Consider the following 13,412-nt stretch of genomic DNA (forward strand, 5'->3'; position numbering starts at 1 on the left):
CTATATTTGACTAAACATAATAAATTAAATAATTACCCAAAAGCACGCCTTACAGCGTGCTTTTAAAATATTTCTATTACACAATATTAAAACCCAAACCTTCAATTAAACCATTTCATACTTTTATAGTCTTACAAAAAAAAACATACAACATGAAAAAATCATTTGCACTCTTGTTTGTAGTTCTAGGAATGGCAACAGGATTTAGTCAAGAAGACGATCGTCCAGAAAATACTGGTGACAACTTTAGTTTGGAAGGTGCTTTGGCATTGTTCAAAAAATCGAATTCGCTAGAAGAATTTGAAAAATTACTGAATGAAAAAAGTAATAATGTAAACAATCTTGACCTCAATAACGACGGCGAAATTGACTACATTACCGTAGACGACATTCAAGAAGGTGATGCACACGCCATAGTGTTAAGTACATATGTAGACGAAAAAGAAAAACAAGACATTGCAACTATTGGTATTGAAAAAACTGGCGCCGAAAAAGCCATTCTTCAAATTGAAGGCGACACCGATTTATATGCTGCAAACACTTTTGTAGAACCAAATGATGCCGTTGATACTGCAACTGGTGGAAAAGGCGGACCAAGTATTCCAGAAGTCACTACCAAACAAGTCATTATAAATGTATGGTTTTGGCCAAGTGTTAGATTTTTATACGCACCAACTTACATAGTTTGGCATTCTCCATGGCGTTGGCACAATTATCCAAGATATTGGAAACCATGGCGACCATACCGCTATTCTGTTTTTTATAGTTATTGTGCGCCTCACAGAGTATATTATCACCGAGTTCCAGCGCGTCGTGTCGTAGTTGCACACAATGTATATGCACCAAGAAGAAACCATTCTACATTAGTGGTTCACAACCGTCGAGGTACAACTGCGGTAAGAACCAACACAAGAAATAATAAAAGAAATACAACAGTAATCTCTAATACGCGAAGAGGAAAATCAAACACAACAAGAACAAATACTTCGCGACCAACTAGAGTAAAAACTGGCGGAAGAAGATAAGGTTAGTTAAGTTTATATCATTTGGAGTAATCCCACAAGAAGTGTTTTTTGTGGGATTTTCTATTTATTTTCAGATGCTAAATTTACATTCTTACTCAATAATCCACAACAAAACAGGTTTTTTAGTGGCTTTTAATTTGGCATCCAATTTTCTCATAAATTCATTAGAAACTGCAGGACAACCCCAACTTAACGGTGAAACTTTTGGGTAAATTTCTTCATTGGAAACAGCATTCCAAGAATGTAAAACCACTACTCTATCAACGGCATTAGCATTAGATTTTTCTAATCCGTGAAGCCAATATTTCACATTTATTCCCCAAGAACTGTAATCTCGTTTCCCTATTTTATACTTACCTTTCATGGAGCAATGACTGTCGGTTTTACTACTAAATTTTGCTTTTTCCCATTGTTCTGGATTTTCTTCAAATTTGTCACAACTACCATGCGTTACAAGGTTTTTATCACTAATTTTCTTTAGATTAAAATCATAAATAAAAAATCTATTTTTACCAGGATGAATACTCAAATCCAATAGAAAATAATAATCTTCGTTAAAGTTATTATCTTTACAATAGCGCAACGCTTCTTCATTATTAGCCGCATAATTCTTAACAGGAAGTTCGACTTTGGCATTGTTACAACAAATAAAACCTAAAAAAAGGAATAAGAAAAAGTGTTTCATAAAGAGACTAAAAATTGATTATTACAAAAATACATCATTGATAACTAAATAATTCTGATTTTATTTTAAACCTTTTCAAAAAAACAAAGTCTTAATTTTAAATGCAATAATTTAGTTATGAATAAAAGTAATCTTTGGTCGTTACGTTTAGGATTTTCAAGTAAGCAAGCTTCAGAAATTGAAAAGTTGGGAATAGCGCCTTTTGTTCAAAAATCGATTAGCGCAAGTTTCACTAATGACATGCCAAGTTTTTTAAATGATGATCCCAAAACACTTGCAGAACTTCGTGAGTTGCGTCTTTCAATTAAAAATACAACGTCAGACGAGCAAAAGAAAATCCTGAAAAAGCAAATTAAAAATGCTGCTGAACTAAAAAAATGGTGGCTAGATAAAATGCAACAAGAAGCTTTTCCTTTGCGTGAAAAAATGGTTTGTTTTTGGCACAATCACTTTGTTTCAACTTCACAAAAAGTAAAAGTAAATTATTGGATATATCAGCAAAATTATTTGTTGCGTGAAAATGCTTTTGGAAACTTCAAACAACTAACCAAAGTAATGATACAAACCAATGCCATGGTGCGTTATCTTGATAATGTTGACAACAAAAAAGACAAAATAAATGAGAATTTAAGTCGCGAATTACTGGAACTTTTCACACTTGGAATAGGAAATTATACTGAAGATGATATAAAAAATGGCGCTAGAGCACTTGCCGGATTAGGTCTTGGCGAAATGGATGCAACTTATAGAAAATTTCAAGAAGACAACAGCGATAAAACCTATTTTGGCAAAACAGGAAATTGGAAAGCAGATGATTTGGTAGATCTAATTTTTCAACAGAAAAACATTCCGTATTTAATTACCCGAAAAATCTTGAAATGGTTTATCTATGACAATCCATCGGAAGATTTGGTCACTTATTATGGCGATTATTTTAGAAAAATGAATTTTGAAATAGCACCATTATTGACAAAAATTGCTACCGAAGAATATCCAAAAGATACTGCTGGAAGCAAAATAAAAGATCCGTTGGTATATTTATTTCAAATGATTGACGAATTGAATATTGAAGACATTAATACTACATTAATTACTTTTTTCTTGAAGCAACAAGGCATGGATTTGTTCAATCAACCCAATGTAAAAGGCTGGGATGGCGGAAATTCTTGGCTTACATCGCAAATCTATTTACAACGAAACAATGTGGCCGATTTACTTTGTAACGGAAGAAATATAAGCCGAAAAACATTCGATAAAACTCTAGAAGAAGGCGAACAACCTAATGTAGTTTTAGAAAAAATAAAAGTTACAATTGATTTTGACAAAAATGGAAACAACAAAAAAATCATTTCAGAATTATCCAACAGAACACTTTTTAAAGTAAATGATTCCATGCAAAAAGACATGGAAAATTTATTAAAATATGATTTTGATGCCAAAGAAGAAAATGCCAATTATGGTGTTTTAAGATTGTTCAATTACATTGCTAAAACACCCGAATACCAACTTATTTAAGAATTTAAATTGCCAATTTATTATCTGATAAATTAGAAAAAATGAACAGAAGAAACTTTCTATCGCTCACAGGAACTTTTACAGGCGGAATGCTTTTACTTCCTGATTTTTTACATGCTTTTGGATCACAAAATAGCTTGGTTATTGGTGAACAATGCTTGGTTTTTATCCAACTAAATGGTGGAAACGACGGATTGAATACGTTTATTCCTTACGAAAATCCGTTATATTATGATTTAAGAACTAAAATTGCGATTGGAAAAGACGCTGTTATTGGCAAAAACAAAGGCATGGCATTTCATCCTGCTTTGAAAGATTTTGCACAAATGCAACAAAATGGCGACTTAACAGTACTTCAAAATGTAGGTTATCCTGAACCTGTACGCTCGCATTTTCGCAGCCAAGAAATTTGGCAAACTGCAACCGATTCTAATAAATATGTCAATGAAGGTTGGCTTGGACGCTATTTAGATTTGCAATGCAAAGACCATCAACCAACTGCTGGAATCAACTTAGATTCAATCGATAATTTGGCTTTGAAAGGAATAGAACCCAATGCCATAACGGTAAAAGATCCAAATAAATTTAAAATTAAAAACGACAAAGAAGAAACTGTAAAATTGTCGGACAATCCACAATTAGATTTTGTTAGAAAAATTGCCAATTCGGTTACAGAAGGTTCTGATGATATTCAAAAAGCATTGACTAAATCTACATCAGAAATTAGCTATCCAAAAACTGGTTTGTCTAAAAATTTAGAATGGATTTCAAGATTAATCAAAGGAAATTTGAACTCCAAAGTATATTATACTTCGCTTGGCGGATTTGACACCCACGACAATCAACTTGCTATTCACGAAAGAAAATTAACCGAGTTGAACGATGCTATTTTTAGTTTTTATCAAGATTTGAAAAATGCTAAATTATTGCAAAATGTTACCATCGTAGTTTTTTCTGAATTTGGAAGACGTGTAAAAGACAATGGCAACGGAACCGATCATGGAACTGCAGCACCAATGTTTGTAATTGGTGGAAGCAATAAAGGCACAATTTTGGGCAAAAATCCAAATTTATCTACTTTAGACAACGGCGATTTAATTCACGAAATAGATTTTAGAAGTGTTTATGCAACTTTGTTACAACAAAAAATGAATTTCGATTACTCAAAAATAGGAATAAACAATAAACCACTTAACGGATTGTTCTAAAAAAATAACAAACAAAATCAACAAACATCAAACAATAACCTATCTTTGCACGCTTTTTAAAAAATAAAGAATGTTGAAAAATAGTGTATTAAAAGGAGTTTTTTTAGTTGGTCTTGGTGCAACAAGTTACGGAATGCTAGCCACTTTTGTAAAATTAGCCTATGCTGATAGAGGTGTCACCGGACTTCCATTTACTCCAGCCGAAGTAATTTCGGCACAATTTATTCTTGGAATTATTGCTATTTTAATCATTAATGGTTATCAAAAATCAAAGAAAGGAACGCAAGTTGTAAAAGCCTCTGCAACCAATATAAAACAACTAATGATTGCTGGAACTTCTACCGGATTGACTAGTATTTTTTACTACTTGGCTGTAAAATATATTCCGGTTTCTATTGGTATTGTGTTGTTAATGCAAACCGTTTGGATGGGTGTTGTACTAGAAATGATTCTTGAAAAAAAAATACCATCCAAAATAAAAATTATTGCTGTAGCCATCGTGCTATTAGGAACAGTTTTAGCTACCAATATTTTACAAACTACTACACAAATTGACTGGAGAGGAATTGTTCTTGGACTTCTAGCCGCAGCTTCTTTCACTACAACAATGTTTACAGCTAATAGAGTTGCACTTGGCATTTCATCGGCGCAACGCAGTCTTTACATGCTTTTGGGTGGTGGTGTTATTGTATTATTTTTTGCATTGGCAACACAACACACTCCTTTTAATTATGATATTTTCTTTAAATGGGGAATAATTTTAGCGCTTTTTGGAACTGTAATTCCGCCAATGCTAATGAATGCTGGTTTTCCGCATACAGGAATTGGACTTGGAAGTATTGTTTCTGCACTAGAACTTCCTGTTTCAGTGCTGATGGCATTTTTCATTTTAAAAGAAAATGTAATTTTTATTCAATGGATTGGAATTATTTTAATCATTTTTGCAATTGTTGTTATGAATGTGAAAAATCCATTTTTGAGAAAAAAATAATTATTTTGTCAAAGTAAAACTACAAATTTACTTATTTTGTTAATTTTTTTCTACATTCGTAATTGAAAACTACTCAATTATGGAAAAACCTTGGCATCTTTACCTCATGTCATTATTATATTTACTAGCTGGAATAAATCATTTTAGAAAACCAGAAGTCTATTATAAGATTTTACCTCCATTTATTACCATTAAAAAAACTATCAATGAATTAGCTGGTTTTTTAGAAATTATGTTTGCGGTGTATTTGTGCATTCCAATTTTTTCAAATCTAGCAGCAATTTCAATAATGATATTATTAGTCCTTATTTTTCCTGCAAATATTTATATGTTAATGGATGAAAAAGCTAGTTTAGGACTTCCTAAATGGGTACTATACATTAGGTTACCCATACAAGTACTTTTATTATTGTGGGCTTACCAATATGTAGATTTTAATAATGTTTAACCAATAATTAAAACTAAAAACAGATTATGAAAAAATTATTTGCAGAATTTTTTGGAACCTATTGGCTTGTATTTGGCGGTTGCGGAAGTGCACTTTTTGCAGCTGGATATACAACAGCAACAGGAACGCATTTGGGAATTGGCTTTGCTGGTGTTGCACTAGCTTTTGGATTGACTGTTTTAACAATGGCGTATGCAGTTGGACACATTTCTGGTGGACATTTTAATCCTGCAGTTTCAATAGGACTTTGGGCTGGTGGACGTTTCTCTGGAAAAGAGTTACTACCATATATTGTTTCACAATGTCTTGGAGCAATTGCAGCTGCAGGAACACTTTTTATTATTTGGACAGGAAAAGACGGCAACGTTATTGACAACACCAAAGCAGGAGCTTTTGCATCCAATGGTTATGGTGCTTTTTCGCCAGATGGCTACAATATCTTTTCTTGTTTTGCCGCAGAGTTTGCATTAACAATGTTTTTTTTAATTGTAATTCTTGGTGCAACTGATAAATTTGCTAATGGAAACTTTGCAGGAATAGCAATAGGATTTGCCTTAACATTGATACATTTAGTAAGTATTCCCATAACAAATACTTCTGTAAATCCTGCGCGTTCACTATCGCAAGCCTTGTTTACACAAGGTGAATCGTTAAATCAAGTATGGCTGTTTTGGTTAGCTCCAATATTGGGTGCAATTGTTGGCGGATTAGTCTATAAAAACTTATTACAAAAACAACCCGAAATTGATTTAGGAAATTAACACATCAATTTTTAACATTTGTTAAACTATTAAAAGAGAAAAATAAAACCTAACCTTTTTATTTTTCTCTTTATTTTTGTAAAATGAATTCGCTATTTCCATCCGAAAAAATTATTTTTGATTTACCCAATGCTTCCATAGAATATCATCCCAATTTCTTTGATGCTGCAACTTCTAAAATGCTGTTTGAAAAGTTAATAAAAGAAATTCCTTGGCAGCAAGACGATATTACTGTTTATGGAAAAACACATCCTCAACCAAGATTAACAGCACTTTTTGGAAACGAAGGAAAACCATACTCCTACTCGAATATTGTAATGAAACCCCATGCATGGAATCCTATTTTGATGTATATAAAATTGGAAATTGAAAAAGTTTGTAATGAAAATTTCACTACCGTTTTACTCAATTTATACCGTGACGGAAAAGACAGCAATGGATGGCACGCCGATAACGAGAAAGAACTTGGTAGAAATCCGGTGATTGCATCAATAAGTTTGGGTGCAGAAAGAGCTTTTCATTTAAAACACAATTCTTTAACAAATTGTAAAGAAAAAATAACACTTCAGCATGGAAGTTTGTTACTAATGAGAGGAGAAACACAACATTATTGGAAACATCAAATTGCAAAAACAACCAAGCCAATAGAACCAAGAATTAATCTCACTTTTAGAATTATAAAATAATTTAGAAAAAACTTCATCCATTTCAAAAAGTAATTATTTTTTTTCTTAATATTGAATTATAATTTAAAACAACATTTCAGATTATAATTTTTTTTTATCAATGAGAAAGAATAAGAATACCGAGTTGAGTTACGAAGAACGCGAAAGAGTAATTACATTAGCCTTAGAAGAGCGAAATCCATTTGAAATTATCAAAAAGGATTTTAATCTTAGCGAGCAAGAAGTTCTTGAGATAATGAAAAGAAAGCTAACAGCAGACAAGTTTGACGTTTGGAAAAAGAAAGCTATGGCAAGTAAACCAAAGCCAAAAACAACCAAAATTGATGATTTTGATGAAGATTTGGAAGGAAAATATTATATAAAAAATAAATTTGATTAAAATTTAAACTCTTGTTCTGCAAGAGTTTTTTTTGTTTTAAACTTTAAATTTATACCGTACTTTCACCTAACTAAAATCTTAAAACCAACCATAATTATCGCATTTTCTATGCTTTAAAACTTCATGCATTAATGAATAAAAAAATATTTTAATTAATTTTATTAAAAAAAATATTAATTTTATTAATTTATATTTAAATATTGTTTAATTTTGTTTATTCTAAATATAACAGTATGCAACCAAAACTTCCTATACAATGTCCTAGTTGCGAAAGTTCACTTTCTGTAACACAATTAAGTTGTAGCAATTGCTCAACATCGGTTTCGGGAAATTACAATCTTCCTTTATTGCTTCAAATTTCTGAAGAGGAGCAAAACTTTATTTTACAATTTTTCTTAACCAGCGGAAGTTTAAAAGAAATGGCCAGTCAGATGGGAAATAGTTATCCCACGGTAAGAAACAAACTAGACGATATTATTCAGAAAATAAATCAATTAAAAGCCAAATAATTTATGAAAACAATACTATTTAATCCGTTTCAAAAGTACTCTGAAAAACAATTATTTTTATTTGGTTGGCTCTTAACAATCTTAGCCTCTTCGTTATCTTTATTTTTCAACGGAAGATTTGATGGAGTTATTGATTTACATTTTGTAGAAAAGACAAGTTTTATCACTGCATCATTAGATTTTGTAATCTGTATTGGTATACTCACTTTGCTCCTTTTTATAACTGGAAAAATGATCAATAAAAAAACACGTTTTATAGATATTCTCGTAGCTAGCTTAATTGCGAAGATTCCGTTTTACTTTCTTTTGTTTTTTAACATCAATAATAAAATGTTTATTATAACACAAAAATTAATGGATACCATTTCTCAAAAAAAAGAATTAAATATTGAAACTTTAGACATGTCACTAATTGTATTTTCAGCAATTGCAACTTTTATTTGTATGATATGGTCAATGATTTTACTTTTTAACGGATTTAAAACAGCTACAAATATCAAAGAAACTAAACATATTTTACTTTTTATACTTTCAGTAATTATAGCCGAAGTACTTTCAAAAATTATATTATTTAAACTCAATTAATTATGGTAACAATTTCAGAATCTAATGACAAATATATTTTTAAGATCAATGGTTGGCACCAAATTTGGGCATTGGAAAGTAAAATCACTATTGACAAAAAAATATTGTTAATGCTTATCAAGACAGTAACGAATTGAAACAATTTAAAGGTTTTAGATTGGGAACACACATTCCGTTTTTAATAACAGCAGGAACTTATTCTTGGAAAGGCAAAAGAAATTTTTGGGATGTGATGCGTCATAAAAACACCATTATCGTAACATTACAAAATCACACCTACACTAAATTATACATTGAAGTAGAAAATCCAGAAACCGCATTACAACTTTTAAACTCTAAATAAAATGAAAAAAAACACATTACTTTTAGTAACATTAATGCTTACAATTGTTTCTTTTGGACAAGAAATTACTGGTAAATGGTATGGCGACATAAAAACACCTACTGGAGAATTACCTTTAGAAATAAACATTTCTAAAACCGAAAATGGTTACAGTACTACTATGGATAGTCCAACTCAAAAGGCATTTGGGATTCCTATTACTACTACAACTTTTGAAAATTCGGTTCTAATTTTTGCTATTCCTGCAGGTAAAGTTTCTTATGAAGGAACATTTAATAAAGACAATAAAATAGTTGGTTTTTTCTCACAAAGAGGACAAAAATTTTCTTTGAGCTTTGACAGAATAAAAAATGAAAAAGCAGCTTTAATTCGTCCTCAAGAACCAAAAAAACCTTATCCCTATTATACGGAAGATATTACATTTGAAAACAAAAAAGACGGAATTACTCTTGCCGGAACGTTGACATTACCCAATAAAGAAGGAAATTTTCCTGTTGTAGTTTTAATTACAGGAAGTAGCCCACAGAATAGAGATGAAGAAATTTTAGGTCACAAACCGTTTCTAGTAATTGCAGATTATTTAACTAGAAACGGAATTGGAGTTTTACGATATGATGACAGAGGAACTGCTTCGTCTAAAGGAAATTATGAAACTGCTACAACATTAGATTTTTCTTATGATGCAGAAGCTGCTGTAACTTATTTACTTTCAAGAAAAGAAATAAACAAGAAGAAAATTGGATTAATTGGTCACAGTGAAGGTGGAGTAATTGCTCCAATTGTTGCCAGCAGAAATAAAAATGTAAGTTTCATTGCGCTCTTGGCAGGAACTGGTTTACGTGGAGATAAATTACTTTTATTGCAACAAGAATTAGTAGCTAAAGATGCAGGCGCAAAGGATGAAGATATTAAAAAAAATAAAGATTTAAACATTAAGTTATTCGATGCAATTTTAAAATCTACCGATGATAATCAATTAAAAAGTAACATCACCTCGATAATGAAACAAAATAGTAAAGAAAATCCAAATGAAAAATTCCCTAACGATATGAATGAAGACCAATACATTAACTTTATTTTGGGTCAATATTCAGGCGTTTGGATTGAATCGTTTGTAAAACTAGATCCAACTATTTATCTAGAAAAAGTAAAATGTCCAGTTTTAGCAATTAATGGATCTAAGGATTTACAAGTTCCAGCAAAAGAAAATCTGGAAGCTATAAAAAATTCATTATCTATAGGAAAAAATAAAAAAGTTACCATTAAAGAATTACCAAATATGAATCATTTATTTCAAGAAACCACAACAGGATCTATAAATGAGTATGGTAAAAACGAGCAAACATTTTCTCCAATTGCTTTAACAGAAATATTAAATTGGTTAAAAACTCAGATAAAATAATTGGTGAAATCTGTAACAAAACGCCAAGATTGCCTACAAATGATACAAAAATGCACATCAAATGAAAAAAATAATTCTTTCTTTAACTGTTCTTACTTTACTTTTTAGTTGTAAACCAACTGCATCAACAACGCAACAATTAACAGATAAAAAAGATGTTTCGGTAACAATAAACTTAAATACTATTGTTGACGATAAGGTTATGGTTACTGTAAACGCTCCTAAGTTTACAACTGATGAAGTAGTATATCATATTCCAAAAATTATTCCTGGAACCTATTCTGTTGATGATTACGGAAAATTTATTGATGATGTAAAAGCGATAGATTCTAAAGGAAACCCACTTGAAATAGCAAAATTAGACACCAATTCTTGGAGTATTAAAAACGCACAAAAATTAGATAAAATAACCTATTTAGTTAATGACACTTATGATGTTGAAGGTGGTGGTGGTTTTGGAAGTGGTGTTTTTTCTCCGGCTGGAACCAACATCAATGAGGGAAAAAACTTCATGATTAACAACCATGGTTTTGTTGGTTATTTTGACGATAAAAAAGATTTGACTTACAACGTAACTATTTTACATCCAGAAACACTTTTTGGAGCAACATCATTAGTAGATTCAGACGCTAGCGCAACTTCCGATTTATTCATCACATCTCGTTATAATGACTTGGTTGACAATCCAATAATGTATTCTAAACCAGACAATATTACTTTTAATGTTGACGGAATGGACATTCTATTTAGTGTTTATTCTCCAACAGGAAAGCATACAGCCAAAGCGCTTTCAGCAGATTTAGAAAAGTGTATGCGTGCACAAAAGAAATTTCTTGGACCAATAAATACCAACAAAAGATATACCGTTTTACTTTACCTATCAGATATGAAAGCTAAAGATGCTAAAGGTTTTGGAGCACTAGAACACAATAGTGCTACAAGTGTAGTTTTTCCTGAACTGATGCCATCATCTGCACTAGGAAAACAGTTAATTGATGTTGTGTCGCATGAATTTTTTCATATTGTAACTCCACTTGGAGTTCACTCTAACGAAATTCATTATTTCGATTTTAATGCACCTAAAATGTCACAACACTTATGGATGTATGAAGGCGTAACCGAATATTTCGCCAATCTTTTTCAAGTAAATCAAGGACTTATTACTGAAGATGCTTTTTACAAAAGAATGATTGAAAAAATTGGGAATGCAAAACGAATGAATGATACAATGCCATTTACAAAAATGAGTGAAAATGTTCTTGTAGAACCATACAAAGCACAATATTTAAATGTTTATGAAAAAGGTGCTTTAATAGGAATGTGCATTGACATCATTATTAGAGAAAAAAGCAATGGTGAAAGAGGAATTAAAGATTTAATGCAAAAATTAACCAACGAATATGGTTCTAAAAAACCATTTAATGATAACGAACTTTTTGGCAAAATAACAGAGTTGACGTATCCAGAAGTTGGAGAATTTTTAACTACTTATGTTTCTGGATCAACACCTATTCCGTATGATTTCTATTTTGCCAAAGTTGGTATTGCCAAAGCCAAAACAAAAAAAGCAACCAATCCATTTCTAAAAGGAAAAACCGCCGGAATTACCGGAAACCCTACTACTAAAGAAATTTTAGTTAGAAACAATACCGAGTTAAGTACTTTCTTAACCAATATTGGGTTGAAAGGTGACGATGTGATTATGGCTATAAATGATACAAATTATACATTAGACACTTTATCAGAAATGATGACCTCTGTACAAAACTTAAAAGAAGGAGATGCTATTTCTATAAAAATTAAACGCGGTAAAAAAGAGGAAACTCTAACCGGAAAAGTTAGCCTAACTTATGATGAAGTTGAGGGTTATCAATCTATTGACCCATCAAAAGAGACTTTAAAAGAAGCTTGGTTAAAAGGATAAACTTGAATATATCCATTTTTTAAATCCTCATTTTATGCCATAAATTGAGGATTTTTTTATTATTTTGCCAAAAATAAAATCAACCATGCAAAAAACAATAATTACACTAGTCGCATTAGTATTACTAGCTTCGTGTTCAGAAAAAAAATCGGACAAAAACCTTCAAATTACTGGTTATATAAAAGGATTAAAAAAAGGAACACTTTACATTCAAAGAATTAAAGACACAACTTTAGTAGCTTTAGATACCATTAAAATTAATGGTGATTCCCATTTTACTAGCGATATGAATATCGATTCACCAGAGATGCTATATCTTTTTCTAGATAGAGGTGTAACTAATTCTATTGACAACAATCTACCATTTTTTGCAGAGCAAGGAAAAATTAATATCGAATCATCTTTAGATTTTTTTACTGCCGATGCTAAAATTACAGGATCAAAGAATCAAGAACTTTATGAAGAATATAGAAAAGTTGTTTCACGTTATGTTAATCAAAATTTAGATTTAGTTCAAAAAAGATTTGAAGCATATAAATCAAAAAATGATGCAGAAACCACGAAAATTCAAAAAGAACAAGACGATATACAAAGAAGAAAATACCTTTACACTACCAATTTTGCAGTAAACAACGCAAGTTACGAAGTTGCTCCTTATGTTACTGTTGCAGAAATTTATGACATCAACCTAAAATATTTAGATACGATTCAAAAATCTATGACTCCCAAAATTTCAAAATCTCTTTATGGTAAAAAATTAAATGAATTAATTGCTGAAAGAAAAAAAATTGAACAAAAATAACAACAAAATCTCAAGTAAAAACTTGAGATTTTTTATTTAAAAAAAGTCCTCAATTGGACATGCCCCAAAAAGTTAGACACTATTTGGGGCATTTTTTATGGAAAGAAAAGTTAAATATGATTATGCATTTAAAGAAGATTGCATAAAAT

15 protein-coding genes are annotated in these 13,412 nt (G+C 30.9%); 14 read left to right on the plus strand and 1 reads right to left on the minus strand.

Features of this window, described 5'->3' with window-relative positions; all coding sequences use genetic code 11:
- The first annotated feature begins 152 nt into the window (after positions 1–152).
- Complete coding sequence (locus ACH2CG_RS02995; protein ID WP_395062056.1) at positions 153–1,025, plus strand: hypothetical protein; 873 nt, start codon at positions 153–155, stop codon at positions 1,023–1,025.
- A 91-nt stretch (positions 1,026–1,116) separates the two neighbouring features.
- Here ACH2CG_RS02995 and ACH2CG_RS03000 read toward each other — a convergent pair whose 3' ends face one another.
- Positions 1,117–1,710, minus strand: coding sequence for a murein L,D-transpeptidase catalytic domain-containing protein (locus tag ACH2CG_RS03000; protein ID WP_395062058.1), 594 nt, complete (start codon positions 1,708–1,710; stop codon positions 1,117–1,119).
- 117 nt (positions 1,711–1,827) lie between these two features.
- Between ACH2CG_RS03000 and ACH2CG_RS03005 the strand changes: the two genes are divergently transcribed.
- The 13 genes from ACH2CG_RS03005 (at position 1,828) to ACH2CG_RS03065 (ending at position 13,263) form a co-directional block, all read left to right on the plus strand.
- Entirely contained in the window at positions 1,828–3,225 is a 1,398-nt protein-coding gene (locus ACH2CG_RS03005) for a DUF1800 domain-containing protein (RefSeq protein WP_395062060.1), read from the plus strand.
- 41 nt (positions 3,226–3,266) lie between these two features.
- Positions 3,267–4,433, plus strand: a complete 1,167-nt coding sequence (locus tag ACH2CG_RS03010; RefSeq protein WP_395062062.1) for a DUF1501 domain-containing protein — start codon at positions 3,267–3,269, stop codon at positions 4,431–4,433.
- A 70-nt stretch (positions 4,434–4,503) separates the two neighbouring features.
- The gene (locus ACH2CG_RS03015) at positions 4,504–5,424 is read left to right on the plus strand and encodes a DMT family transporter (protein ID WP_395062064.1); all 921 of its coding nucleotides are present in this window, start codon (positions 4,504–4,506) and stop codon (positions 5,422–5,424) included.
- 79 nt (positions 5,425–5,503) lie between these two features.
- Entirely contained in the window at positions 5,504–5,872 is a 369-nt protein-coding gene (locus ACH2CG_RS03020; RefSeq protein ID WP_395062066.1) for a DoxX family protein, read from the plus strand.
- 26 nt (positions 5,873–5,898) lie between these two features.
- Positions 5,899–6,633, plus strand: a complete 735-nt coding sequence (aqpZ, locus tag ACH2CG_RS03025) for an aquaporin Z (protein WP_395062068.1) — start codon at positions 5,899–5,901, stop codon at positions 6,631–6,633.
- Between the two features lie 83 nt (positions 6,634–6,716).
- Complete coding sequence (locus ACH2CG_RS03030) at positions 6,717–7,319, plus strand: alpha-ketoglutarate-dependent dioxygenase AlkB family protein (protein WP_395062070.1); 603 nt, start codon at positions 6,717–6,719, stop codon at positions 7,317–7,319.
- A 100-nt stretch (positions 7,320–7,419) separates the two neighbouring features.
- Positions 7,420–7,698, plus strand: coding sequence for a DUF2805 domain-containing protein (locus ACH2CG_RS03035; protein WP_395062072.1), 279 nt, complete (start codon positions 7,420–7,422; stop codon positions 7,696–7,698).
- A gap of 233 nt (positions 7,699–7,931) precedes the next feature.
- On the plus strand, positions 7,932–8,207 hold the full coding sequence (locus ACH2CG_RS03040; protein WP_395062074.1) for a DUF2089 family protein: 276 nt from the start codon (positions 7,932–7,934) through the stop codon (positions 8,205–8,207).
- Between the two features lie 3 nt (positions 8,208–8,210).
- Positions 8,211–8,792, plus strand: a complete 582-nt coding sequence (locus ACH2CG_RS03045; RefSeq protein WP_395062076.1) for a YIP1 family protein — start codon at positions 8,211–8,213, stop codon at positions 8,790–8,792.
- A gap of 133 nt (positions 8,793–8,925) precedes the next feature.
- On the plus strand, positions 8,926–9,135 hold the full coding sequence (locus ACH2CG_RS03050) for a hypothetical protein (protein ID WP_395062078.1): 210 nt from the start codon (positions 8,926–8,928) through the stop codon (positions 9,133–9,135).
- A 1-nt stretch (position 9,136) separates the two neighbouring features.
- Positions 9,137–10,537, plus strand: a complete 1,401-nt coding sequence (locus ACH2CG_RS03055; protein ID WP_395062080.1) for an alpha/beta hydrolase family protein — start codon at positions 9,137–9,139, stop codon at positions 10,535–10,537.
- Positions 10,538–10,598: 61 nt separating this feature from the next.
- Positions 10,599–12,461, plus strand: coding sequence for a peptidase M61 (locus ACH2CG_RS03060; protein ID WP_395062082.1), 1,863 nt, complete (start codon positions 10,599–10,601; stop codon positions 12,459–12,461).
- 85 nt (positions 12,462–12,546) lie between these two features.
- Positions 12,547–13,263, plus strand: coding sequence for a DUF4369 domain-containing protein (locus ACH2CG_RS03065; RefSeq protein ID WP_395062084.1), 717 nt, complete (start codon positions 12,547–12,549; stop codon positions 13,261–13,263).
- The last annotated feature ends 149 nt before the right edge of the window (positions 13,264–13,412 follow it).

This window comes from Flavobacterium sp. (assembly GCF_043778725.1).
Classification (GTDB): domain Bacteria; phylum Bacteroidota; class Bacteroidia; order Flavobacteriales; family Flavobacteriaceae; genus Flavobacterium.